General features: G+C 61.5%; 26 protein-coding genes. 14 read left to right on the top strand and 12 right to left on the bottom strand.

Annotated elements, in window-relative coordinates; translation table 11 throughout:
- Nucleotides 1-31: 31 nt before the first annotated feature.
- The 3 genes from BM110_RS14655 (at nucleotide 32) to BM110_RS14645 (ending at nucleotide 2,048) form a co-directional block, all read left to right on the top strand.
- The gene (locus tag BM110_RS14655; protein ID WP_092245816.1) at nucleotides 32-796 is read left to right on the top strand and encodes an AraC family transcriptional regulator; all 765 of its coding nucleotides are present in this window, start codon (nucleotides 32-34) and stop codon (nucleotides 794-796) included.
- An 88-nt stretch (nucleotides 797-884) separates the two neighbouring features.
- Nucleotides 885-1,058, top strand: coding sequence for a DUF1427 family protein (locus BM110_RS14650; protein WP_076955279.1), 174 nt, complete (start codon nucleotides 885-887; stop codon nucleotides 1,056-1,058).
- A gap of 30 nt (nucleotides 1,059-1,088) precedes the next feature.
- Nucleotides 1,089-2,048: a quinone oxidoreductase family protein gene (locus BM110_RS14645; protein WP_093513686.1), complete on the top strand. Its 960-nt coding sequence runs from the start codon at nucleotides 1,089-1,091 to the stop codon at nucleotides 2,046-2,048.
- Between the two features lie 9 nt (nucleotides 2,049-2,057).
- Here BM110_RS14645 and BM110_RS14640 read toward each other — a convergent pair whose 3' ends face one another.
- The 3 genes from BM110_RS14640 to BM110_RS14630 all read right to left on the bottom strand — a co-directional run bounded on the left by BM110_RS14640 (nucleotide 2,058) and on the right by BM110_RS14630 (nucleotide 5,141).
- Nucleotides 2,058-3,086: a purine-nucleoside phosphorylase gene (locus BM110_RS14640; protein WP_092245810.1), complete on the bottom strand. Its 1,029-nt coding sequence runs from the start codon at nucleotides 3,084-3,086 to the stop codon at nucleotides 2,058-2,060.
- Nucleotides 3,087-3,100: 14 nt separating this feature from the next.
- Nucleotides 3,101-4,048, bottom strand: a complete 948-nt coding sequence (locus tag BM110_RS14635; RefSeq protein ID WP_092245807.1) for a nucleoside-specific channel-forming protein Tsx — start codon at nucleotides 4,046-4,048, stop codon at nucleotides 3,101-3,103.
- A gap of 172 nt (nucleotides 4,049-4,220) precedes the next feature.
- Entirely contained in the window at nucleotides 4,221-5,141 is a 921-nt protein-coding gene (locus BM110_RS14630; RefSeq protein WP_093513685.1) for an AraC family transcriptional regulator, read from the bottom strand.
- 262 nt (nucleotides 5,142-5,403) lie between these two features.
- Between BM110_RS14630 and BM110_RS14625 the strand changes: the two genes are divergently transcribed.
- Entirely contained in the window at nucleotides 5,404-6,663 is a 1,260-nt protein-coding gene (locus BM110_RS14625) for an ABC transporter substrate-binding protein (protein WP_371914796.1), read from the top strand.
- A gap of 19 nt (nucleotides 6,664-6,682) precedes the next feature.
- Nucleotides 6,683-7,456: an L-iditol 2-dehydrogenase gene (locus BM110_RS14620; RefSeq protein ID WP_092245798.1), complete on the top strand. Its 774-nt coding sequence runs from the start codon at nucleotides 6,683-6,685 to the stop codon at nucleotides 7,454-7,456.
- A 64-nt stretch (nucleotides 7,457-7,520) separates the two neighbouring features.
- On the opposite strand, the gene BM110_RS14615 is transcribed toward BM110_RS14620, so the two are convergent.
- Nucleotides 7,521-8,213: an NUDIX hydrolase gene (locus BM110_RS14615; RefSeq protein WP_092245795.1), complete on the bottom strand. Its 693-nt coding sequence runs from the start codon at nucleotides 8,211-8,213 to the stop codon at nucleotides 7,521-7,523.
- A gap of 146 nt (nucleotides 8,214-8,359) precedes the next feature.
- Here BM110_RS14615 and BM110_RS14610 point away from each other — a divergent pair, with 146 nt between their 5' ends.
- Genes BM110_RS14610 through nadE form a run of 3 tightly spaced genes read left to right on the top strand, consistent with a single transcriptional unit; the run spans nucleotide 8,360 to nucleotide 11,047 of the window.
- Complete coding sequence (locus tag BM110_RS14610; protein WP_071491255.1) at nucleotides 8,360-9,007, top strand: nicotinamidase; 648 nt, start codon at nucleotides 8,360-8,362, stop codon at nucleotides 9,005-9,007.
- Between the two features lie 11 nt (nucleotides 9,008-9,018).
- Nucleotides 9,019-10,236, top strand: a complete 1,218-nt coding sequence (gene pncB / locus BM110_RS14605; RefSeq protein ID WP_093513683.1) for a nicotinate phosphoribosyltransferase — start codon at nucleotides 9,019-9,021, stop codon at nucleotides 10,234-10,236.
- Between the two features lies 1 nt (nucleotide 10,237).
- The gene (nadE, locus tag BM110_RS14600; protein WP_093513682.1) at nucleotides 10,238-11,047 is read left to right on the top strand and encodes an ammonia-dependent NAD(+) synthetase; all 810 of its coding nucleotides are present in this window, start codon (nucleotides 10,238-10,240) and stop codon (nucleotides 11,045-11,047) included.
- A gap of 8 nt (nucleotides 11,048-11,055) precedes the next feature.
- Here the strand turns inward: nadE and BM110_RS14595 are convergent, their stop codons facing one another.
- Entirely contained in the window at nucleotides 11,056-11,544 is a 489-nt protein-coding gene (locus BM110_RS14595) for an Hcp family type VI secretion system effector (RefSeq protein WP_093513681.1), read from the bottom strand.
- A 185-nt stretch (nucleotides 11,545-11,729) separates the two neighbouring features.
- Here BM110_RS14595 and BM110_RS14590 point away from each other — a divergent pair, with 185 nt between their 5' ends.
- The gene (locus tag BM110_RS14590; protein WP_093513680.1) at nucleotides 11,730-12,653 is read left to right on the top strand and encodes an Ssp4 family T6SS effector; all 924 of its coding nucleotides are present in this window, start codon (nucleotides 11,730-11,732) and stop codon (nucleotides 12,651-12,653) included.
- On the top strand, nucleotides 12,650-13,129 hold the full coding sequence (locus BM110_RS14585; protein WP_256575412.1) for a hypothetical protein: 480 nt from the start codon (nucleotides 12,650-12,652) through the stop codon (nucleotides 13,127-13,129). The genes BM110_RS14590 and BM110_RS14585 overlap by 4 nt, the downstream gene beginning before the upstream one ends.
- A gap of 44 nt (nucleotides 13,130-13,173) precedes the next feature.
- Here the strand turns inward: BM110_RS14585 and BM110_RS14580 are convergent, their stop codons facing one another.
- Genes BM110_RS14580 through BM110_RS14550 form a run of 7 tightly spaced genes read right to left on the bottom strand, consistent with a single transcriptional unit; the run spans nucleotide 13,174 to nucleotide 19,613 of the window.
- Nucleotides 13,174-14,205: an ABC transporter substrate-binding protein gene (locus BM110_RS14580; protein ID WP_093513679.1), complete on the bottom strand. Its 1,032-nt coding sequence runs from the start codon at nucleotides 14,203-14,205 to the stop codon at nucleotides 13,174-13,176.
- Nucleotides 14,206-14,219: 14 nt separating this feature from the next.
- A complete protein-coding gene (locus tag BM110_RS14575) occupies nucleotides 14,220-15,317 on the bottom strand; it encodes an NAD(P)/FAD-dependent oxidoreductase (protein WP_093513678.1) in 1,098 nt (365 codons plus the stop codon).
- A complete protein-coding gene (locus BM110_RS14570) occupies nucleotides 15,314-16,657 on the bottom strand; it encodes an FAD/NAD(P)-dependent oxidoreductase (RefSeq protein WP_093513677.1) in 1,344 nt (447 codons plus the stop codon). The genes BM110_RS14575 and BM110_RS14570 overlap by 4 nt, the downstream gene beginning before the upstream one ends.
- Complete coding sequence (locus tag BM110_RS14565) at nucleotides 16,654-16,944, bottom strand: (2Fe-2S)-binding protein (RefSeq protein WP_093126731.1); 291 nt, start codon at nucleotides 16,942-16,944, stop codon at nucleotides 16,654-16,656. The genes BM110_RS14570 and BM110_RS14565 overlap by 4 nt, the downstream gene beginning before the upstream one ends.
- Nucleotides 16,944-17,738, bottom strand: coding sequence for an ABC transporter permease (locus BM110_RS14560; RefSeq protein WP_092245774.1), 795 nt, complete (start codon nucleotides 17,736-17,738; stop codon nucleotides 16,944-16,946). The genes BM110_RS14565 and BM110_RS14560 overlap by 1 nt, the downstream gene beginning before the upstream one ends.
- Before the next feature lie 4 nt (nucleotides 17,739-17,742).
- On the bottom strand, nucleotides 17,743-18,588 hold the full coding sequence (locus BM110_RS14555) for an ABC transporter permease (protein ID WP_092245769.1): 846 nt from the start codon (nucleotides 18,586-18,588) through the stop codon (nucleotides 17,743-17,745).
- On the bottom strand, nucleotides 18,585-19,613 hold the full coding sequence (locus BM110_RS14550) for an ABC transporter ATP-binding protein (protein ID WP_092245766.1): 1,029 nt from the start codon (nucleotides 19,611-19,613) through the stop codon (nucleotides 18,585-18,587). Before BM110_RS14550 ends, BM110_RS14555 begins: the two co-directional genes overlap by 4 nt.
- A gap of 242 nt (nucleotides 19,614-19,855) precedes the next feature.
- Between BM110_RS14550 and BM110_RS14545 the strand changes: the two genes are divergently transcribed.
- The 4 genes from BM110_RS14545 (at nucleotide 19,856) to BM110_RS14520 (ending at nucleotide 24,425) form a co-directional block, all read left to right on the top strand.
- Nucleotides 19,856-20,686, top strand: coding sequence for an IclR family transcriptional regulator (locus BM110_RS14545; RefSeq protein WP_093513676.1), 831 nt, complete (start codon nucleotides 19,856-19,858; stop codon nucleotides 20,684-20,686).
- Between the two features lie 293 nt (nucleotides 20,687-20,979).
- Complete coding sequence (locus tag BM110_RS29595) at nucleotides 20,980-22,113, top strand: hypothetical protein (protein ID WP_175538847.1); 1,134 nt, start codon at nucleotides 20,980-20,982, stop codon at nucleotides 22,111-22,113.
- Nucleotides 22,114-22,471: 358 nt separating this feature from the next.
- On the top strand, nucleotides 22,472-23,044 hold the full coding sequence (locus tag BM110_RS14525; RefSeq protein ID WP_093513673.1) for a DUF2239 family protein: 573 nt from the start codon (nucleotides 22,472-22,474) through the stop codon (nucleotides 23,042-23,044).
- Nucleotides 23,045-23,069: 25 nt separating this feature from the next.
- Nucleotides 23,070-24,425, top strand: coding sequence for an MATE family efflux transporter (locus BM110_RS14520; protein WP_093513672.1), 1,356 nt, complete (start codon nucleotides 23,070-23,072; stop codon nucleotides 24,423-24,425).
- Nucleotides 24,426-24,432 lie beyond the last annotated feature (7 nt).

The following is a 24,432-nucleotide window of genomic DNA, read 5'->3' as shown; positions in this document are numbered from 1 at the left end:
TAGCGACTCTCCTTCGAATGATGTGCATCCCATGGCCCTGGCCGCGCCGCCTGACCTCAGTGATCCTGCCGTTCCCGTGCAACCGTTGGCGCGCACCTACCCGCGTGGGCTCTACATTGAGCCCCACAGCCACGACTGGGGCCAGTTGCTCTATGCCATGAGCGGTGTGATGTGGGTCGACACCCCGCAGGAAGCGCTGGTGGTGCCGCCACAGCGTGCCGTATGGCTGCCGCCCGGCGTGGAGCATGGTATCCGCGTGGTCTCGGACTTGCAGATGCGCAATATCTACCTGCGCCCGGCCCTGGCGGCAACGCTGGACAGCCAGGTGCAGGTGATCGAAGTCGGTGGGTTGTTGCGCGAGCTGATCGTCACGTTGGTGGACGAGGGCGACAACGGTGAGGTGGCTTACTACGACGCGCTGGTCAGCCTGGCCTTGCTGGAGCTGCAACGGGCGCGTCGCTCGCCGATTCGCATCGCCATGCCGGTGGAGGCCGACCGCCGGCTGATCAATGCCTGTCAGGCGGTCATGGCTGCGCCGTCCCTGGAGATCCCTTTCGAGCAGCATGCCGAAACCGCCGGCGCCAGCGTGCGCACCCTGGCGCGGCTGTTCCAGACCCACCTGGGCATGGGCTTTGCCGAATGGCGCCGCCAGGTGCAACTGGCCACGGCGGTGGCAGAGTTGATCCAGGGCCAGTCGGTCAGCGCCATCGCGCGTTCCCTGGGGTATTCGCCCAGCAGTTTCAGCGACATGTTCCGGCGTGAACTCGGTGTGGCGCCCTCGCAATACGTGGGCTGAGGGGTTGGCCGAAATCCTGAAGCACTTGGCCGATGCTTCAGGCTGGTGCTCTCTACACTGAGCGCATCCACCCACAAGGCGCTGCCCCATGAACTACCTCATTTCCCTGGCCATCGGCCTGTTTGTCGGCGTGATCTACGGCGCCCTCGACTTCCGCTCGCCCGCACCGCCGGCCATCGCCCTGATCGGCCTGATGGGCATGTTGCTGGGTGAAAAGCTCTGGCCCATGGGGCGGCAGCTGGTGGGCACCTGGTTCTCCTGATCTCTTTTTTCTCTTCGATGGATATTGGCCATGAAAGCACTGCAATTTACTGCCACCGGCGACCTCAACAACCTGCGCTTTGTCGACGTCGCCACCCCGGTGCCGGCCGTGGGTGAAGTGCTAGTCCAGATCAGGGCTGCGGGCCTCAACCCCAGCGACGTCAAAAACGTGCTCGGTCGTTTTCCCTATACCACCTTGCCGCGCATCCCCGGCCGTGATTTCGCCGGGGTTGTGGTTGAAGGTCCGCAGGCGCTGGTCGGCCAGGAAGTGTGGGGCACCGGCCGTGACCTGGGCTTTTTTGCCGACGGCTCCCATGCCCAGTACCTCACCGTGTCGGCCAAGGGCGTGGCACATAAGCCTACCCACCTGAGTTTCGCCCAGGCCGCGAGCCTTGGTGTGCCGTACACCACCGCCTGGGATGCACTGGAGCGCAGTGGCGTGACCCAGGGCACACGCCTGCTGGTGATCGGCGCCAATGGCGCGGTGGGCAGTGCGACCCTGGCCCTGGCGAAGATCCGTGGCGCCCAGGTGCTGGCCGCCGTACGTCGCCCGGAACAGGTTGAAGTCTTGCAGAGCCAGGGCTTCGCCGCGATTGTCCTGGGCAAGCCGGAAGACCTGGGCGCGCACGTCAACGCCGTGTTCAAGGGCGGTGCGGATGTGATCTTCGACACCACCGGTTTCTGGCTGCCCGCCGCCGTGGCAGGCCTGGCACCGTTCGGCCGCATCGCTATTATCGCCGCACCGGTGGACGGCCATGTACAACTGCCGGCCCTGGCGTTGTACCGCAAGGGCGGTTCGGTGGTGGGGATCAATTCGTTGCTCTACAACTGCGAGCAGTGCGCGGTGATGCTGGAGCAGTTCGGGCGGTTCTTCGATGAAGGCTTGTTGCCGCTGCCCACCGGCCTGCGTGAAGTCGCGCTGGCCGATGGGGTGCAGTGCTTCGAAGAGGTGAACCAGGGCAGCGCAGACAAGCTCATCTTCCTGCCCTGATCCTGGCGGTCATGCCTCGGGAACACCTTTTTCCCAGGCCGACCAGTTGTTGAGGATCGCCTGTACCAGCGGGTTGCCCGTGCGGTACAGGTTCTCCAGCGCCGGGACAAAACCGCCCTGGTCCGCGTACTTCAACAGGTTATCCACTTCGCTGTAGCCCGGGTACGGCCGGTCGAAATCCGAACCGGCCCGCACCACCGCCAGGCGCTGGATGTCCACCAAACCTTCGCGGCTGGCGCGCAGCAGCGCTTCATAGGTGGAGTTGTCTTCCTGCTGCGTGGTGCAGTATTCGCCTTTGTTGTCGGTCAGCAGCTTGGTCCACACCTCGGCGCGCTCGCTCAAACGCGTGCCGGAGAACCAGGTGTTGCCCGCCAGGGTGTCGCAGCGCGTAACTTGTGGCGGCTGGTTGGCCGGGGCGGCCGGGTAGTGTTTGCGCCAGGCGCTGGATTCCTTGCTTTCCGTCAGCTCGACCTTCTGTGACAGGGCAAACGCCTTGGCCTGCAATTTGGGGTTCAGCTCAAACACTTCGGTCTTGTAGTCCAGCGGTGGTTTTTCGTTGGGGCCCTTTGTGTTGATGCCGAGATAGCCGGTCGGCCAATCCTTCGGCGCATCCCGTGAATCCAGCTCCCATTGGGTGCCGAATTCCACCAGGTAATGCGCCCACGCGGCGGTGCCGATCGTGCCGTGCTTGGGGCTGATACCGGCGATCCCGGCGATCAGGAAATAGCTTTGGCGCAGGTCGAACTTGGGCGAAAGGGCCAATGCCAGGGTGGAAGCCGCGGCGTTGGTCTGGCCCATGCCGGTGACCAGCAGGCACACATCCCGGGTATTGCAGCGGATCACCGGATATTCGGCGGACAGGCCCGGTACGCGCACTTCCTGCTTGAGTTCCAGGCGGTCGATCCAGGTTTGCGCCTCAGGGGCGAACATGGTGATCAGCATCACCTTGGGCTTGATCGGCGCGGGTGCATCGGCCAGCACCACCTGGGGCAGAAAGGCCAGGCCAGCGGCCATTGAGAGACGGGTCAATGCGTTCATCTAAAGCTCCTTGATCAGAATTGATAGCCCACGCCGGCGTAGTAACCCCAACCGTCCGAGCGGGCGCGGAAATTGCCTTCGCCGAAATTCAACTCGCTGCCGTCTTCCCAGTTGCCGCCGTTATGAAAGTAACGGCCGACCAGGGTGAAGCGCAGATGGGTAAACGAATACAGCAGCACGTTGGTGGCCACCAGCGAGTTGGCGGTGCGCGCCGGATTGTCCTTGTGCAGGTCCGAGCCAAAATCGTAGTTGGTAAAGCCGATGTAGGTCAGTGAAGCACCGTTATCGAATTTGCCGATCGGCACGATGTACTTCATTTGCGCACGGTAGCCGTCCCAGGAATATTCGTTGCTGGCGCCATAGTTTTCCCACTGGTAACGCCCGTAGAAGTTGGCCGACAGATTGACCCGCGAGTGGGTGTCGATATCGGTGCCCAGGCCGCTGTACAGCGTATTGGCGCGGTTGGCCTTGTTGCTGCCGTGGTCGTAGATCCAGTCGAAGGCCACGTACCATTCCTTGAACGGCCCGATGGCCAGGCTGCGGCCCGCCAGGTAGTCGATGGAAATCCGCGGCTCATGCTCCATGAACACCGGCGAGCCATGGTCCCACACGCCCTTGTCATTACTGTTACCGATGGTGAGGATCTTCGGCACGTCGATATAGCCGTACAACTCGAAAGGCCCCTTGCGGCCGAAGTACTCGTACTCCAGGTACACGTCATCCTGCGGCTTGGGGCCGAAGCTGATGTCTTTGCTGCCGATCAGCGTCAGGTCCTGGTTGAACCAATCCGACAGGTACACGCCTTTTTTCGCCGGGTTGGCTTCCGGGCTGAGGGTTTCGCCCTGTGCTGAGTCATCGACGGGTTTTTCCTGCGCCAAAAGGGGCGCGCTGAGTAGTCCCGTAACGGCGGTCAGTAGCAAGGAAACACCAAAGCAGGTAGGACGCCTTGAGGTGGAATGCATTGAAAATCCCTATTCGTACGCGGTTTGAACCCGATTCTTCGGGTAGAGGTGAACTTGGTCGCCAAGTTCGTACCGCAAACGTTTGCACAGGCTGTACCAACTTTGCTCAATCGATTGATCAGCTTGGAAAAAAACAGGATTAGTCGACCTTTTGGTCAGAATTGACCGGGTGTCATTTTTCGATGCGGTGGAACAGGTGCGTCGCGGTTTCCCGTCGATAGTCACTCGGCGTCTGGTTCATCTCGATGCGAAAGTGCCGGTTGAAATTCGACAGGTTGGCGTAGCCCACTTCAAAGCAGATGTCCGCCACCGACATATCGCTTTGCAGCAACAGCCGACAGGCGCGCTGCACCCGGAACTTGCGCATCAGGTCGATAAAGCCGTGGCCGGTGTTGCGCTTGAAGAAGCGCGAAAAGCCCGGTTCGCTCATCTCCAACTGTTGTGCGATCACCGACAGGCGCACGTCGCCGGTCAGCTCGCGCATCAAATAGTCGAATGCCTTGTTGATGCGTTCGGCGCTGCGTGCATCCAGGGTCGGCGCGTAGCAGGGGCTGGCCAGGGCCTTGGCCTGCTGGGGCGGGGCGTTTTTCAGGGTGTCGAGCAATTGCAGGAACAGGATAAAGCGTTGCAGGCCCTGGGCGTTGCCGATGGCTTCCATCAGGTGGGCGGCGTGCAGCGCCGTGTCCCCGGTGAACTCCAGGCCACGGCGAGCCTGTTCGAACAACGGCTGCAGGTCGCCCAGCTCCGGCAGGGTGTTGCGCAGGGCGAGGAGGGCGGCGCCGTCGAATTGCAGCACCACGTCGCGGCCGCTCAGGTATTCGCCGGGGGCCAGTTCGCCGATCCAGTCGTGGGGCAGGTCGGGGCCGATCAGTGCGACATGCCCGGCGCTGAATGCACCGATGTAGTCGCCCGCTACGAGTTTGCCGCTGCCTTGGCGGATCAGGTGGATTTCGAATTCGGGGTGGTGGTTCCAACGCGCCAGGTCGTAGGGGTAGTCGTGTTCGAACCAGCGGAAACAGTGGTCCGGCTCGGGCAGGATCACTTCCAGTTCGGCGGGGCGGTGCTCGAACAGTGTGGCACGGCTGAGGGGCATGAGCGGACTTCTTGGGGTTCTTGTAATCACTTCAAAATACGCGCCTCGGGCGTTCAGGCGCTACCCCCGCTTGCGTCCGGCACTGATACTTTTTTAACTCGCACGCCCGGGTTAAAAAAGTATCAGTCGAGCATCCGCCACGGGTTTGTGAGGGCCTGGCCAAGCTGCTGTAATCGGCGCTCAACAACAAAAACAACAGGTGGAAACCGCCATGTTCAAGCTCCCGCAAGTGTTGTTCCTGCTGTCCGGCCTGGCGCTGGCCATGCCCAGCCACGCTGCCGACACCGTCACCATCGCCACGGTCAACAACAGTGACATGATCCGCATGCAGCGCCTGTCCAAAGTGTTCGAAGCCCAGCACCCGGACATCACGCTCAACTGGGTGGTGCTGGAAGAAAACGTGCTGCGCCAGCGCCTCACCACCGACATCGCTACCCAGGGTGGGCAATTCGATGTGCTGACCATCGGCACCTACGAAACCCCGCTCTGGGGCGCCAAGCACTGGCTGGAACCCTTGGCCCAGCTGCCGGCCGATTACGATGTCGACGATATCTTCCCCTCGGTACGCCAGGGCCTGTCGGTCGACAACACCCTCTATGCCTTGCCGTTCTACGGCGAAAGCACTGTCACCTACTACCGCACCGACCTGTTCCAGCAGGCGGGCCTGAGCATGCCGGCGCACCCCACCTGGACCCAGCTCGGTGAGTTCGCTTCCAAGCTCACCGCCAAGGACAAGGGCCAATACGGCATGTGCCTGCGCGGCAAGGCCGGCTGGGGCGAGAACATCGCCTTGCTCAGCACCATGGCCAACGCCTTTGGCGCGCGCTGGTTCGACGAGCAGTGGAAGCCCGAGCTGACCAGCCCCGAGTGGACCGCGGCCGCCAACTTCTATGTCAACACCCTCAAACAGTACGGCCCGCCGGGCGTGTCCAGCAATGGCTTCAACGAAACCCTGGCGCTGTTCAATAGCGGCAAATGTGCAATCTGGGTCGATGCCAGCGTCGCCGGCTCCTTCACCACCGATAAAAGCCAGAGCAAAGTGGCCGACAGCGTAGGCTTTGCTGCCGCGCCCACCGAGGTCACCGATAAAGGTTCGTCCTGGCTCTACGCCTGGTCCCTGGCGATCCCGGCCACTTCCAACCACAAGGACGCCGCCAAGGCCTTTATCAGTTGGGCGACGTCCAAGGACTACATCCAACTGGTGGCCGACAAAGAAGGCATCACCAACGTGCCGCCAGGCACCCGCCAGTCCACCTACAACGAGGCGTATCTGCAGGCGGCCCCGTTTGCCCGGGTGACCCTGGAGATGATGAAACACGCCGACCCCGCGCATCCGTCCGTCAAGCCGGTGCCGTACGTGGGTATCCAGTACGTGACCATCCCCGAGTTCCAGGCCATCGGCACCTCGGTCGGCAAGCTGTTCTCGGCGGCGCTGACCGGTGGCATGTCGGTTGACCAGGCCTTGCTGCAAGCGCAGTCCACCACCGAGCGCGAGATGAAACGCGCCGGCTATCCGAAGTAACTTTTGACGGGACCTACTGATGAAACGACTGGAAGGTAAAAGCGCGCTGATCACCGGATCGGCGCGCGGTATCGGCCGCGCCTTCGCCCAGGCCTACATCGAAGAGGGCGCTACAGTCGCCATCGCCGATATCAACCTGCAACGGGCCCAGGCCACGGCTGCCGAGCTGGGCCCGCAGGCCTACGCCGTGGCCATGGACGTCACCGACCAGGCCTCTATCGACGGCGCGATTGCCGCCGTGGTGGCCCAGGCCGGCAAGCTGGATATCCTGGTCAACAACGCTGCGCTGTTCGACTTGGCACCCATCGTCGACATCACCCGCGACAGCTACGAGCGGCTGTTCTCGATCAACGTCGCCGGTACGCTGTTCACCCTGCAAGCCGCGGCGCGGCAGATGATCCGCCAGGGCCATGGCGGCAAGATCATCAACATGGCCAGCCAGGCCGGACGGCGCGGCGAGCCACTGGTGGCGATCTACTGCGCGACCAAGGCGGCGGTGATCAGTCTGACGCAATCGGCTGGGTTGAACCTGATCAGGCAGGGCATCAACGTCAATGCCATTGCGCCGGGTGTGGTGGACGGCGAGCACTGGGACGGGGTGGATGCGCTGTTTGCCAGGCATGAAGGGCTGGCTCCGGGAGAGAAGAAGAAGCGGGTAGGGGCCGAGGTACCCTTTGGACGGATGGGCACGGCGCAGGACCTGACCGGAATGGCGATCTTCCTGGCGTCAAAAGAGGCCGACTACGTGGTGGCGCAGACCTACAATGTCGATGGCGGCAACTGGATGAACTAGGGCCCAATGTGGGAGGGGGCAAGCCCCCTCCCACAGTTGAGCCTCTTTGTTCGTTGATTCGGGGCTAGTCCGCAAAACTGCGGTCGAAGAAGTAAATCTCTCCAGGCTTCAGGTTCTCCACCGTCGCCTGGGGCCTGCCGCCTTCACCCTGCTTCTTGCGCCCGGTCTCGCGCAGATACCCTGCCTCCGTCAGCTTCAACAACCGCTGGCGAATACTGGTCTTCAACACCGGCCGCGCCAGCACCAGGGAGAAAATCGTGGTCGCGTCCGGTGCGCTGAATTCATTGCCCAGAAACATCAGCGGCAAGTTGCTGTACAACGACTTGGAAAACAAACGGTCCTGCACCGCTGCCACAATGCTGTTGTGATCGAACGGCAACTTGATGCCGCCACTCGCCACCGCTGTCAGCGAATACCAGCCCTGGTGCTCACCCAGCGTCACGTCCTCGTTCACGATCGCCAGGTAATAGGTGGACGACGACCAGCAGCGCGGATCGCGAAACGCATCCCCCACCGTCCCCACCTGTTCGCTCCAGGCCAGGTCCAGCCCGACCTTGTCACTCGCCCGCAAGCGCTCCACCGCAGCCTGGAGGCTCAGGTCCTGCACGCCGCCATTTACCACCACGCCCGGCAGCGCCCAGTGCCCGGCGAAGGGCTCGGCGTCGCGCTGGTTCAGCAGCAGTTTCAGCTCGCCAGAGAGGCGGCAGTAAGACAGCACGCACAGGTCGACGGTATGGAGGTAGGCGCTACGGGGCATGTGATGTCCTTCTAAACAGCAGTGCGGCACAGTCTAACGGATCGAACAGATATGTCATGTACTGAGTCAAGGATAGATACGCAAATGTTTGTTGCAATGAAAGTACATGACGTGTACTTTTGTTTCCAGGCCACAGGAGAACCACCATGACCCTCGCGACAACCGCCATTGCCTCATTCGACGTCGACGCCCAGAAGAGCTTCACGCCGCTGTGCCCCAACGAGTTGCCGGTGGCCGGCGGTGACCGGATCGGCGCCGAGCTCAACTACATGGCCAGCCTTGCCGGCCATCGTGTCGGCAGTAAGGACGCCCACACCCCGCACGCGCCCTGGGTGGTGGCGCAGCACAGCGACATGCTGCAACCCACCGGCCTGGCCCATGCCGATGTCACTTGGGTCAGCCACTGTGTACCCGGCACCGAGGGCTTCACCCTGCTGGATGAGTTGCCCACGCCTTATGACTACGACTACTTCATCTGGAAAGGCGTCGAACCCGACCTGCATCCCTACGGCGCCTGCTACCACGACCTGCACGACAAGCTGTCCACCGGCGTCATCGAGTATTTGAAAGCCCAAGGCGTGGTTCGCGTGATCGTCGGCGGCCTGGCCCTGGATTACTGTGTCAAGACCACCGCGTTGCAGTTGCTCAAGGCCGGCCTGGAAGTGGTGCTGCACTTGCCGGCGTGCCGAGGCATCAGCGAGGAGGGCGGTGTACAGGCGGTCAATGAGTTGCTCAAGGCCGGTGCCGCTATCAGCCGCACCCGCGAAGAACTGGCCGCAATGGCCACGCGTTAAGGAGAGACACCATGGAAAGTGCGTACGACTACGAATCCCCGGTGATCCAGGGGTTGCTCGACACCGATTACTACACCTTCACCATGATGCAGGCGGTGTTGCACCAGTACCCCAACGTTGATGTGGAGTACAACTTCATCGTCCGCTCCAGGGAAAAGCTCGGCCACCTGATTCCTGAATTCCGTGCCGAACTGGAGAAACTCGCCAGCCTGCGGATGCGCGAAGGCGAGTTGCGCTTCCTGTTCAACCCACGTTTTCGCGAATACCTCACCCCGGATTACGAGCGCTTCCTTGGCCTGTTCCGTTTCAACCTGCGCTACATCCACGTCAGTGAAGTCGACGGCCAACTCAATATCCGCGTGGTCGGGCCGATGCTGCACTGCATCATGTTCGAGCAACCGGTACTGGCGTTGGTCAGCGAGCTGCGCAACCGCGACAAATACCCCGATGTAACCCTTGAAGACGTCACCCGCAAGCTCTACCAGAAGTTCGACTGGCTGGAGAAAAACCTCAGCCGCGATGAACTGGCCGACCTGCGTGTATCGGACTTCTCCACTCGTCGGCGCCTGTCGTTCAAGGCCCAGCGTGAAGTGGTCGACATCATGCGCCGCGATTTCCCCGGCCAGTTCGTCGGCACCAGCAACGCGCACCTGGCCTACGAATTCGACCTGCCGCTGATCGGCACCATGGCCCACCAATGGCTGATGGTGCACCAGCAACTGGGCCGGCTGCGCGAGAGCCAGAACGCCGCCCTGGAAAACTGGGTGCGCGAATACCGTGGTCGCCTGGGGATCGCCCTGACTGACTGCATCAGCACCGACTTTTTCCTCAAGGACTTCGACCTGTACTTCGCCAAGCTCTACGACGGCCTGCGCCAGGACTCCGGCGACCCCATCGCCTGGGCCGACAAGGTGTTGGCCCGCTACAAGCAACTGGGCATCGACCCGATGACCAAGGACCTGATGTTCTCCGATGGCCTGAACTTCGAAAAATGCCTGCCGATCCTGCGTCACGTGCGCGGCAAGGCCAGGTTCGGCTTCGGCATGGGCACCAGCCTGGCCTGCGATGTGGACGGCGTTGAGCCGCTGAGCATCGTGATGAAACTGGTGCGGGTGCACGGCGAGCCAGTGGTGAAGTTCTCCGATGACCCGATCAAGAACGTCTGCGAAGACGCCTCGTTTTTGCAGTACGCAGCACAAGTGTTCAACGTTGGCAGTGTGGAGGTGTGACATGCAAGAACGTATCGCACGGGAACTGAACATCAATCGCGCGTTGACCCAAGGCGGCGAGCCCGAGGAAATCCAACGGCGCATCGACTTCATCAAGACCACCTTGCGCCACTCGGGCTGCAAGGCCCTGGTATTGGGCATCAGTGGCGGCGTCGACTCTCTCACCGCCGGCCGCCTGTGCCAAATGGCGGCAGAGCAATTGCGCAGCGAGGGTTACGCCGCACGCTTCATCGCCATGCGCCTGCCCTACAAGACCCAGGCCGATGAACGCGACGCCCAGGCCTCCCTGGACTTCATCACTGCGGACCACATCGACACCCTCAACATCGCCGCCAGCGTCGACGGCCTGATGGCCAGCCTGACCGCCGCCGAAGCCAGCGCCGAGCATGTCGATTTCATCAAGGGCAACGTCAAGGCCCGCACGCGCATGGTCGCGCAATACGCCGTGGCCAACCTGCACAATGGCCTGGTGGTGGGCACCGACCACGGCGCCGAAGCGCTGATGGGTTTTTTCACCAAGTTCGGCGACGGCGCCTGCGACCTGGCCCCGCTGTCCGGCCTGACCAAAACCCAAGTGCGCCTGCTTGCCACGGCCCTCGGCGCACCGGACAACCTGGTGCACAAACACCCGACGGCCGACCTGGAAGAGCTGGTACCGGGCAAGCTGGACGAGCACGCCTACGGTTGCACGTATGCAGAGATCGACGCCTACCTGATGGGCGAACCGGTGAGCGAGCGGGTGAGGACGATTGTCGAGGGCGCGTACAGCAAGACAGCGCACAAACGCGCGCTGCCTGTCAGCCCCGCTTGAATTGGCGATCAGATTTTCACGTTTTCGCGGATGTTCCAGCCGAACCGGATCGGCCCGCCATCCTTGCCGCCATCGGCTTTCTGGGGCTGGTAGCTGACTTCCACCTTGGCGAAGTTAAGGCTGATTTCCTCTGTCAGCACATCATTGGTTGTCGCTGCGTGCGTGTCGTAGGAGGCGACCATGACTTCCTTCAAGGTGATCACCAAGTATTCCACGCTATTATCGCCTCCAGCCTTGCGCACCACGATGCGCGCCTCGGGATAATGCTTGCCGGTTGCGCAAGCCATCATCAGGTTGGGCGAGGATTTATCCAGGGTCTTTTCAATCGCAATATTGGCCATATCAACCTTGCCAGCACCACCGCCTGTGCCACTGTGCATCGAGCCTGACTGGGTCATCCTCCAGCCCCAGCGGGAAATATCGATTTCATCGCGATGCGCCTGGTCCCTGGACTCGCCCTTGATGTCCCCCAGCTTCAAAAACATATCGGTTGCCATGTCCGCTCCTTGTCTTGTCATCCGCCGGTAGTGGCGCGGGGCGTACTTTTCCGATTCCGACGATTGACCGCAAGACGCTAAGACGAGAACGGGAAGTGTCTGTCCACAAAAAGGAAACTTTCCGACATTCTTGCCAGATATTGATTCTTTACGCTCTGCGCTCTTGTGAATTCAGGAGTTAAGGAATGGCGACCAGTATATTGAAGGACGGTTTCCCCAGTGCCCACCTCACTACGCGTGAACGGGTGGAAAGCAGCATTGATCTACGCCGGTTGTTTGCGGCTATCGACGCCGATCCGGCGATTGCCGGGGCGGGGGTGGTGTATCTCGATTCCAATCTGTGGCCGGTGACGTTGCGTGAGTTTCAACCGATTTGCAGCGTGTTGCCCAAGCGGTTGATCTTGCGGGAAATGCCGGCTTCGATGGCAAGGTTGGATTTTGTGCGCAGGTTGGAGCATGAGCCACGAGAGTCGGAGCTTGTATTCGAGGCAATCAATGCGTCCTTGTCTTGCGGGGCGGCGGTGTTGGGTTGGATCGTTGTTTTGAGTGGATCAGTGGCGATTCCGTTTACAGCGGGGGTCAGCAGTTTTGTAGTCGCCGCAGGAGCCGCTGCGGCAATTGCCAGTTCTACCCAATGCGTGATTGGGTCGATTCGAACCTTCAACGAGCAGTACCGTCCGGGCGAAAACGATCATATGGATGATTCCGATTGGTACAACACGGTCACCCCCATACTGGATGGCGTTTCGCTGATAGGTATTGGAGCCAGTACGTTGACGACCGTGCGGCTATTAAAAGCGACGAAGAAAACGCTAGGTAAAAGCTGGTTTGAGCTACTGCGCGGCCTTTCTCGTCAAGAGCGCAAGAAGCTGACCACTGAACTTTTGACCTTGAGGGATCCAAGCTTGACCGCAAAAATACTCAAATTAAAGCGGCGAGCAGGCGTATTGCCGAAAAGTTACAGCGCTGGTCAAATTCGGCATGCAACTTTAACGCAGTTAAAAGACGCTCTGGGCGGCATCTTGGGGCTGGCGGGAAGTTATCAAAATGGTCACGTTGGACATGCAACGACGCTTGTTGTTGGCCTGTACGAGGAAGTTTCAGAGTGAATGAGTCACTTCTCAGTTTTCTCCTCCGCTACTTTCCAGTGTTCATGGGCACGATATTCATGGCTATCTTCTCAACCGCTATGGTGGTCGTGCTGGTTGATGATCACTATTTGGGCAGGCTTGAGCCGTCATTGAGAACCGAATCTACGGGTTGGGGGCTTCTGTCCCTAACGTTTTTTTTCGGGGTTTCCAATTTTATGATTGCGCGAGGCTACCGATGGGCCGCCGGACTCTTTGTGGGCTATTTTGCTTTCTGTCTGATGCTGGTGGTACCAACGATTCAATACCGCCCGCATACAGTGGCGTTTTCTTTGGGCGTTTTGTTTCCAGTGCTGGGGTTGCTACTGCTCAATACCGAACGTCATCGAGAAATGCGGCAAAAACTGTTTGAGGTCCGCATTCAACGAAATGCGGCGAAAGCGATTTACAAAAAACACGTCAGTAGACTCAAGGCTGGAGAGCACAAGGAAAGGTAAGGCTAGCTCCCACGTCAAACACGTGGGAGTCATGCAATGCCAGCCTACCGCTCGATCGACCGACTCCACCGCGCATTCCACTCCGGCCGCGCCTGGTTCACCTGGTCCCAGTCGATCGAAATTGCCGTCTGCAAGTAACCCTGCATCGCTTCCACCCGCGCACGGGTCTTGTCGGTGGTCGGCGTGGTCGGGTTCGACGGAATCTGGTCGCCTTCTTCCAGCGCCGGTGCCTGGGCTTCGGCGGTCAGCAGGAAGGCCGCGAGTTTCTGCGCCAGTTCTGGCTGGTCATTGCGGGCGATCACGCATTCGGCCACGTTCAGCACCACGGCGCCTTCCTTGGGCTGCGCGTATTCCATGGGCACGCCGAGCAGTTTCTGGGTGGCGACCTGGGTTGGGGTCAAAGGAAAGATCGCGGCTTCGTCGGTCTGCACCATCTCGGAGATTTTTGCCGAGCTGGCGATGTATTCCAGCACATTGGGGCCGACGGTTTTTGGCCAGGCCTTGAAGCCGGGCTCCACGTTGGTTTCGTCGCCGCCCTGGATGCGGTTGAACATCAGGAAGCCGTGCAGGCCGAAGGTGGACGACGCCAGGGACTGGAACACCACTTTCTCCTTGAAGCGCGGGTCGCCCAGGTCCATCCACGAGGTGGGCGCGGCCCAGCCTTTTTCCTTGAACATCCTGGCGTTGTAGCCCAGGCCGGTCACGCCGAGGGTCACGGCCACGGCTTCGTCCTTGATCTTCGCCTTGGCCGGGATCTGTTCCAGGGTCGGGCTCGGCGCCAGTTTGTCGCACAGGCCCATGGAGATCGCGCGGTACATGATGCCGTCGTCGAGGAACATCACGTGCATCTGCGGGTTGTCTTTGTTGGCCTGGACCTTGGCGAGGATGTCCGACGAGGTGCCGGGCACGATCACCACCTTGACGTTATTGGCCTTTTCGAACGCAGGTAGCACCTTGTCGGCATACACCCGTTCCATGGTGCCGCCGTTCATGCCCAGGTACAGCGTGGGTGCGGCGTGCGCCGTTGAGGCGAGCAGGGCGAGGGACAAGCAGGACAGCGCAATACGTGGGTTCATGGATGTTTTTCCTCTCAGGCTTGGAAACGACGGATGGAAAACGCTTCGATGGGGTGGCGGCTGGCCCCGGCGCAGACGATCTCTGCCAGGGCTTCACCGACCGCGGGACCGAGCTGGAACCCGGCGCCGGCAAAGCCGAAACCGTGGAGCAAGCCCGGTTGGGTACTGCTGGGGCCGATCACCGGTTCGTGATCGGGGAGGTAACCTTCGGTGCCGCTCCAGGTGCGGATGGCCTGGGCACCTTTGAGAAAGGGGTAGAGTTCGCCGGCGTTGCGCAGGATCTCCAGCACCGCCGCCTGCCCTGGGCGCGCGGTCAACGGGCCCAGGGCAAAGCCGCGACCGCCGCCCAGGATGCAGTTGCCCCGGGCGACCTGGCGCGCATAAATCCCGCCGCCTTCAACGCCGGTACTCACGTTCATCACCACCGGCAACGGCTCGGTGACCAGCATCGCCGGGTGCGCGGAGGTGATCGGCACCGCTTCGCCAAACTGCGCGGCGACGCTTCCGGCCCAGGCGCCGGCGCAGTTGAGCAGCCACGCTGCCTGCAGGTGCAGGCCGTTGGCGCAATGCACCTGGAACCGGCGGCTGTCATGCTCGATGCGGATCACCTCGGCTTGCTCGTACACGGCGGCGCCACAACGCTGCGCGGCACGGGCGAAGGCAGGAGATACCAGGCGCGGATTGGCATGCCCGTCTTCCGGGCACAGCGAGGCGCCCACGGCAATATCGCCGACCCAGGGGAAGCGTGCGCGCAACTCGGCGTAGTCCAGCAACTGCAGGCCCAGGCCAAAGCCGCGCGTCTGCTCGGCATACGCCTGCAACGCGGCGAAGTCGGCATGACTGCGCGCCAGCTTCAAATGCCCGGAGCGCACGTATTCGCCGTCGATGCCGATCAACCCCGGCAAGTCGGTCCACAGTTGATGGGCGCGCTGTGACAAGGGCAGTTGGTGCAGGGGGCGACCCTGGCGTCGCACGCCGCCATAGTTGACGCCACTGGAATGGGAACCGCAGAAATCCCGCTCCACCAGGGCCACGCGCTGGCCTTTCTGCGCGAGCATCAAGGCTGCCGAGGCGCCGACGATGCCGCCGCCGAGGACGATCACATCGATCATGGCTGCACCTCGACGCCAAACGGCAGCGGCTTGATCGGTGCCTGGCCGCGCAGGCGGCCCACCTGTTCAATCCCGCGACCGCTGCGCTCGGCGACGATTTCCGCCGCCGCCAGCCCACACATCCGGCCCTGGCAACGCCCCATGCCAACGCGACAGTGAGCCTTGACTCGGTTGAGCTCCCAGTGGCCCTCATCCACCACCGCGCGTATCTCGCCGACGCTGACTTCTTCGCAGCGGCACACCATCAATGCGTCCGGCGCTTGGGCCGCCCACTGCTCGGGGAAGGGGAACGCGGTTTCCAGCCCATGACGAAAACGCTGGATGCCCGCCAGTTGCTGCTCCAATACGGCGGGGCGGCGCTGATCAATCGCCACGCCCGAATCTTCCAGCACCGCCAGTGCCGCACGCTCACCGGCCATCTTCGCGGCGTCCGCGCCCATGATCCCTGCGCCGTCGCCGGCCAGGTACACACCGTTGACGCTGCTGCGCCCGGCGTTGTCCCGTTGCGGCAACCAGGCACGGTTCAAGGTGTTCCAGGCGAACTCACAGCCGAGCAAGTCCGCCAGTTGGGTTTCACTGCGCAGGGCATGAGCGAAAGCGACGGCATCGCACGCCAAAACATGGTCATCCCAGCGAATACCGCTGACTCGCTGTTCTCCGTCGATTTTCTGCAGCGTGGCACCCTGATGCACGGGAATCCCATGGGCCGTCAGCCAGGCGCGGTAATACATGCCCTTGGCCAGGGTCAGTGGCTGCCCAAGCAGCGCCGGCAACGCACGGCACTGCGCACTGAACGGCGCGCTGTCGAGTACCGCCACCACCTTGGCTCCGGCCTTGGCGTATTGGTAGGCGACCAGATACAGCAACGGCCCGCTGCCGCAGAACGCCACGCGCTCACCGATGGCGCAGCCCTGGTATTTCAAGGCGATCTGCGCCGCGCCCAGGCTGTACACGCCGGGCAGGGTCCAGCCCGGTACTGGCAGGATACGGTCGGTGGCGCCGGTCGCGACAATGATCCTGGCGTAGTCGACGCTCTCGGCACGGCCGTTGTCGAGCAGGTCCAGGCGACCGTCCTCGGCATTCCACACCAGGGTTTGCGGTCGATAGTCGATCAGCGGCGCCAGCTCATCCATCGTGCGGTGCGCGGCTTGCGCCTTGCTCGCTTCAAAGCCATAGATCTGCCTGGCACTGCGCTGAAAGCCCAAGGGTTGCCGCCGATAGATCTGCCCGCCGCCGCGCAGGTTTTCATCGATCAGGCACGGTGTGACGCCATGGTCGAGCAGGGTGCGCGCCGCGCTGATCCCGGCCGGGCCTGCGCCCACAATCACCACCGGCTTCATGGCTGGCGCCCCGGGTCGCGGCTGATCGCCTGGCCTTCTTCCAGCAGCGTCGAGCAGGCGCGCACGCGGCGACCGTCTTCAAGGCGCACCCAGCAATCCTGGCAGGCGCCCATCAGGCAGAAACCGGCGCGGCGCTCGGCGCTGAAGTCACTGCCGCGCAGGTGCTCGGCGCAGGTCAGCATGGCGGTGAGCAGGGTATCGCCGAGCAAGCCGCTGGCGGGTTGGCCGTCCAGAGTGAAGGACAGGGCAGGGCGCGCGGTCTCGGCCAAGCGTTTGAACAGGGCCATCAATGTTTCCCCACCAGCACGCGGTCCAGGCCGTAGACCCGGTCCAGCAGAATCATGGTGGCCGCCGTCAGCGCAATCACCAGCGCCGACACCGCCGCCATCATCGGGTCGATGGACTCGGTGGCGTACACGTACATGCGCACCGGCAGGGTTTGCGTGGCTGGCGAGCTGACGAAGATCGACAACGTCACCTCATCGAAACTGTTGATGAACGCCAGCAACCAGCCGCCAGCGACACCGGGCAGAATCATCGGCAGGGTGATCTGGCGAAACAGCGTAAAGCGGCTGGCCCCGAGGGATTCGGCGGCCTGCTCGGCACTGCGATCAATACCGATGGCGGCCGCCAGCACCAGGCGCAGCACATACGGCGTGATGATCACCACGTGGGCCAGCATCAGCCAGGTAAAGCTGCCGTTGACCCCCATCAGCGCGAACAACCGCAGCATCGCCACCCCCAGCACCAGGTGCGGGATGATGATCGGCGACAAAAACAACGCACTGAAAAAATTACGCCCGGGAAACGAATACCGGCTGATCGCCAACGCTGCCGGCACCGCAATCAATGTGGCCAGGCTTGCCGCAGTGAAGGCCAGCACCAGGCTGTTATAGAACGCCTGGATAAAATCCGCACGCTCGAATACCGCACGAAACCAGCGCAGGGAGAAGCCCGAGGTGGGCAGACTCAAGGTGTTTTCCGGGGTGAACGCCACCAGGCACACCACCACCAGCGGCGCCATCATGAACAGCACCACCAAGCCGTGGAAACCGAGGGCCAAAGGACCGTTTCTGGACATGCGCTTAAACCCCCAGGGACTTTTTATAGCGGCCTTCGACCATGCGGTTCCAGCTCAGCATGATCAGCAGATTGACCAACAGCAGCACCACCGCGATGGTCGCGCCCATGGGCCAGTTGAGTTCCGAGAGGTACTGGTCGTACACCACGGTGGCGACCATTTTCAGGCGGCGCCCGCCAAGCAGGCCGGGGATCGCAAAGGAGCTGGCGGCCAGGCCGAACACGATCAGCGTGCCGGACAGCACGCCAGGCATGACCTGCGGCAGCACGATCCTGCGCATCACTGTGGCCTGGCTGGCCCCCAGCGATAACGCGGCCTGTTCAGCCGACGGGTCGAGTTTTTGCAGGGAGGTCCACACCGGGATGATCATGAACGGCAACATCACGTGCACCAGCGCGATGATCACCGCGAAGGGCGTGTACAGCAGCTTCACCGGGCGCCCGCCGAGCAGTTGGATCAGTTGATTCACCAAACCATCGGCGCCCAAGAGCAGGCTCCAGCCGAAGGCGCGCACCACCACCGAAATCAGCAATGGCGTGAGGATCAGGATCAGGAAGATCGAGCGCCACGGCGTACCCATGCGGCTGAGGATGTAGGCCTCGGGCACACCGATCACCACGCAAAGCAGGGTCACCAGCGCGCTGATCCAGAAGGTGCGCCAGAAGATCTCGTAGAAGTAGGAGTCGCTGAACAATGACAGGTAATGGGCCAAGGTCCATTCATCGGCCTTCACGCCCACCTGGTAGTCGAACACGTTGAACGACAGGACCAGGGTCAGACCCAGCGGTAAGATCAGCAGCCCGGCAAACAGCACCAGCGCCGGCAACGACAGCAGGTAACCACGACTCATGCATGCACCTCGTCGGCTGCCAGCACGCGCAGCAGGTCCGCATGCCAGTCCAGGCCCACCGCCGCGCCGCAGCCCAGCGGTGCGCTGCCATCGTTGCTGCGCACCACGGTGATTTCGCCGAGGTCGGTGTGGACGCGGTACAGCCATTGGCTGCCAAAGAAGTAACGATCGAGCACCTTGCCTTGCAGGCGACCGGCCCCCGCGTCCACCAGGGTGATTTTTTCCGGGCGCAGGCTCAGGACCAGCTCGCCGTCGCCGCCTTGATGCCGCACTTGCGGCGTTCCCAGTGGGTCGTAATCGCCGGCCAGCAGGTTGGCCTTGCCGACGAAGTCCGAGATGAAGCGCGTGCGCGGGTGTTCGTAGAGCTTGTACGGTGCGTCGATCTGGGTCACGCGCCCGGCCTGCATCACCACCACGCGGTCGCTGATGGACAGCGCTTCGGCCTGGTCATGGGTGACCATCAAGGTGGTGATGCCGACGGCGCACTGGATGCGGCGGATCTCGAACTGCATCTCTTCGCGCAGGTTGGCGTCGAGGTTGGACAGCGGCTCGTCGAGCAGCAACACCGGCGGCTCGATCACCAACGCACGCGCCAGGGCCACGCGTTGGCGCTGGCCGCCGGACAACTCCCGTGGGTAGCGCTCGGCGTGGGGGGCCAGGCGCACCAGTTCCAGCACGGTTTTCACCTTGCTGACGATCTCTGCGGCCGGCACTTTGCGCATCTTCAGGCCGAAGGCGACGTTGTCGCGCACGCTCATGTGGGGGAACAGCGCATAGCTCTGGAACACCACGCCCAGGCCACGGCTGGCCGGCTTGGCGTGGGTGATGTCGCGGCCGTCGAGCAGGATCTGCCCGCCGCTCACGTCGACGAAGCCGGCGATCATTTGCAGGGTGGTGGTCTTGCCGCAGCCCGAAGGGCCGAGCAGGGAAACGAACTCGCCTTTTTCCACCGCAAGGTCGGTGGCGACCACCGCGTCGACGGCGCCGTAGCGTTTGCTCAAGGCGTTGAGTTGGAGAAATGCCATGTCTGCGTTCCACCTTTTTTGAGTCGCGTCGAAACGCGCTTTTTTGTTTTGGGCAGATGCGAATGAGGTGTTGCCGGTGCGTTGGCGCTCGATCTTGAGTCGGCTGCCGGTTGTTGTTCATTTCGCCCCTGTGGACGCAGATTAGGACGAAGACTAGGATGGGCGGAAGAAGGAATTTCACTGAACGGACTATTATTTTCAGATTTATTCACTCACCGGAATTTACAAAGAGATTGAGTGTTATGGATTCCACTAATCGAAACGAAAGTAGCAAAGAAGTCGGGGCGGGCGGGGTGTCTCGTCTGTTCGCGCTATTGCGCACCTTGGGTAAAGTGCCGGAGGGCGGCGAACGCGTCACTCAACTTGCGCAACAGGTCGGCCTCTCGCAGCCCACTACCCACCGCCTGCTGCGCAGCCTGATGGACGAAGGCATGGTCGAACAGGACGCACGCAGCAAGCGCTATCGCCTGAGCCTGGAGTTCTTCGCCCTGGCGGCGAACGCGGGCAAGACCGGCAACCTGCGCGACCTGGTGCGCCCGAGCATGCTGCGCCTGAGTGCGTCATTGGGCGACTCGCTGTTCCTGCTGGCGCGCAGCGGTTTCGATGCGATCTGTCTGGACCGCAGCGAAGGCCCGTACCCGATCCGCACCTTCACCGGCGATATCGGCGGGCGCGTGGCATTGGGGGTGGGGCAGGGCAGTTTGGCGATCCTGGCCTTTCTGCCGGAGGAAGAGCGCGAAACCGTGATCCGCTACAACCTGCCACGGCTCAAGGACTTCCACCTGTATGACGAAGTGCTGTTGCGCTCGGAAGTGGAGAACGTGCGCAACCTGGGGTATGCGGCGCGCAATACCGGGGTGCTGGAAGGCATGGCCGGGTTGGCCGTGCCCATCCTCGATCGGGACGGGCACGCGGTGGCGGCGCTCAGTGTGGCGACCATCAGCGATCGCCTGGGGCCGAGCCGGTTGCCGATGGTGGTGGAGTTGCTCAAGCGCGAAGCGGCGGCGATCGGGCCCAGGATCAATCCGTTTGATCCGACGTTACGCAGGCCCTCACAAACCTTTGGTAGGTAGTTCAGATGGCGGTCAACACTACCGACCTGGCCGTCGTGTCGTACTGAACATACACATGGGTGCGAATTAGTTATCCAGCAGGTAAGTTTTTTTGTTCATGTTTAATGGAACTGTCCTTTTACATGTTGCCACAGATGGATGTTGACTTAATGCTAACTGGCGCGTTGGTCGGCTTATTCGCATCAACTATCTGAGGTATTGCAATGACTACTCTTTACGGTTCGTTCATACAAAGTCCCTGCCCTTACTCTAATCTGTTGGACAGGGGCGCCAGGTTTGGTAATGAGCCCGCAATGAGGACCTTACTGGGGACCTCTCAGCTGCCTCCCCCTTCCACAGTTGCACGGGCCTTTGTCGACGCCTTCCCTTATTTCCAGGGAGAATCTGGTTTTGTCACGAGGGCAACGCTTGAGCATGCTGCCAATCGTCTACCGACCGGGGATCCGTATCACGATCGAATGACACAGCTGGCAAGGGACGTTCTTAGCCGTCCAGGAATGTTTGAGTCACTCGATGGTATCAACCATGGCGGCCATGAAGATGGTCTGATCAGCCTGGGTGATGCGCAGGCGGTGGTCTTTGAGTACGAAGACCAGGAGGGAGCGTACATGCTGGGTGGACCGGATGCGTATAACGGTGGCATGCGAGTTGGGCCAGGAGGGAATTATGGTGGTATGCAAGGAGCGCCGGTGAATTATTACGGCGATATGCAGAGCCAGCAAGAGGGGTATTACGGTGGCATGCAGCGCAGTCGTTTTGAAAATGGATATGGCGCCAATGGGGCACGCAATTATTATCCGGCAGCGAGCGGCATGAGCCCGCAGAATGCTGAGGTCGCAAATAATTTCAAACAGGCCAAAGACTCAGATTTAACGACGGAGTTGGGTAATAACTTTGATTACTTCAAGCCAAACGAGCATGGCAAGATCACTCAGAAATCGCTTCGTGAAGTTGCAAATCGTCCTTTGACTGATAACCCTGTGGATGACCGAATGACCCTGTTGGCCAAGGAAATCATCAGTCGGCCGGGGCTCAATAGAAAACTGGATTCCGACCATAATGCTGACATTCCTGACGGGAAAATCGGGCGCGACACTATTGGAAGGGTATCCGAGCGGGATGCAGCGCCAAGCTATAAAAAAATGAGTGATGTTGACCTGCTTCAGGCCCTTGAGGAAAAGTTCAAACAGTACTGGGGGGCGGATAACTACATCAGCTTCGATAGTTTAAAGCGTGAGGCTGAAAAGAGCCCACCGACAGATATGTCTGAACTCGCGGCTGAACTTCTCAAGCGCCCGGGCCTGATGAAGGAGCTCGATATTGGCACTGATGGCAAAGGCGGTAGGGGCGCAGAAGATGAAAGGTTTAACTGGGTCAACGTCGACCACGTAATAAGAGAAAAACAAGCGCATTCGTCGCGTGGTTGATTGTGGGCCGCCACATTCCGTGACCAGTCGGGGCTGATCATTCTTTCCGGCTGTACCTGTCGCTCATACTCTTCGGCGGTGATCAGTCCCAACTGCACCGCCGTCTTTCGGGTAATTTGCGCCACACAGTCATAACCCAGCAGCGGATTCAGCACTGTCGCTATCAAATCATCCGCCAGTATCGTGATGAGGATGGCGGGCTGATTGCGGTGTCGGAAACGGTCTATCCAGCATGCCGTTTCACCTGACCCTGCAAATGAAGCGCGACAACCTCTGACCCATACGACAATAACCTTGCATCTGGTAAAACTTTGGCTAATATGATCCGGGTAAAACACATATCACCCGGGTAATAACCATGCCTACGCACCCCCTTCCTGCTTGCACAGCCTTTGTTCGCCACCAACGTGTGGCGGCAGGTTCCTATGCCGACGTCGCCACGACGCTCGCCGAGCTTGACCAGCCCGCGGGCAGCTTCCTGGTCTTCGACGATGCCACCGGCAACCAGGTCGACTTTCCCTGGCCTGAGGGCTATGCGCCCGAACCACCTGCCCAGGTCGACATGACTGACGAGCCTCCCGCTCCCCCCTCGGTCGGGCGCCCGAAGCTGGGGGTGGTCGCGCGGGAAGTCACGCTGTTGCCGCGTCATTGGGAATGGCTGGGCCAGCAACGCGGCGGTGCTTCGGCGGCGTTGCGGCGGCTGGTGGATGAAGCGCGCACTGCCCATGCTTCCCGTGACCGGATACGCCAGGCCAAGGAAGCCGGCTATCGGTTCATGAGCGCCATCGGCGGTGACCTGCCCGGCTTCGAAGACGCCTCGCGTGCGTTATTTGCCTCTGATGCGGCGGATTTTTCGAGCAAGATCGCGCACTGGCCGGTAGACGTGCAGGCCTACCTGGCCTGGCTGTCGCGCGACGCGTTCCCTGTCTGATAACAACTCCTGGATCCGAACCCTCATGGAAGTCACCCAGCAACGGCCGTTGTGGCAGATCTACCTGATCTTTCTGGCACCGATGGTGCTGTCCAACTTCCTGCAAAGCTTTTCCGGCACCCTCAACGGTATCTACGTCGGGCAGATGCTCGGCACCCAGGCGCTGGCGGCGGTATCTGGGATGTTTCCCATCGTGTTCTTTTTTATCGCCCTGGTGATCGGCCTGGGGGCGGGCGCCTCGGTACTGATCGGCCAGGCCTGGGGCGCACAGGAAACCGCGTTGGTCAAGGTGATCACCGGCGCCACACTGACTCTGGGGGCGTTGGTGGGGGTGATCGCTGCGGTGCTCGGCAGCCTGTTTGCGCGCCCGGCCTTGCAGGCACTCGGCACGCCGGTCGATGTGCTCGACGACGCCGTGGGTTATGCACAGATGATGATGTTGATCATGCCGCTGCTGCTGGTCTTTATCCTCTACACCCAATTGCTGCGTGGTGTCAGCGACACGATCTCGCCGTTGCTCGCGCTGATGGTTTCGACCCTGGTGAGCCTGCTGCTGACACCGGCGCTGATCCGCGGCTGGATCGGCCTGCCGCCCTTGGGTATCCAGAGCGCGGTGTACGCCGGGTTGGTGGGTAACGCGGCAGCGATGCTGTTTCTGATAATGCGGCTGCGCCACAAGAACCATGTGATGGCGCCGGACCGTGAATTGTTGGCGGCCCTGCGCCTGGATCGGATCATTCTCGGCAAGGTCCTGCGCATCGGCTTGCCCACGGGCTTGCAGATGGTGGTGTTGTCGCTGTCGGAGCTGGTCATCCTCGCGCTGGTCAACGGTCACGGTTCCCAGGCCACGGCGGCCTATGGCGCGGTGACGCAGATCGTCAATTACGTGCAGTTCCCGGCGCTGTCGATTGCCATCACCGCATCGATCCTCGGGGCCCAGGCGATTGGCGCCGGGCGTCTGGAGCGCATCGGCCCGATCCTGCGCACCGGCCTGCTGATCAACACCTGCCTGACCGGTGGCCTGATTGTGCTGGGTTATGTCCTGTCCCACTGGCTGCTCGGCCTGTTCATCACCGATGACGCGGCCCGGGTCAATGCCGAACACCTGTTGCACATCATGTTGTGGAGCATTTTGGTATTCGGCTTCCAGGCCGTGATCGGCGGGATCATGCGCGCAAGCGGCGTGGTGTTGATGCCGGTGGCGATCTCGATCTTCTGCGTGCTCTGCGTGGAACTGCCGATGGCGTACCTGCTCAACGCCCACTTCGGCCTGGAAGGGGTGTGGATGGCATTTCCGGTGACCTACCTGGCCATGCTGGCGTTGCAGACTGCGTATTATCGGCTGGTGTGGCGACACAAGCAGATCAAGCGGTTGGTGTGATAAAAGG

Source organism: Pseudomonas sp. NFPP28 (genome assembly GCF_900115535.1).
GTDB classification, from domain to species: Bacteria; Pseudomonadota; Gammaproteobacteria; order Pseudomonadales; family Pseudomonadaceae; genus Aquipseudomonas; species Aquipseudomonas extremorientalis.
The sequence above is the reverse complement of the archived record's forward strand: the minus strand, read 5'-3'. Positions and strand labels throughout refer to the sequence as shown.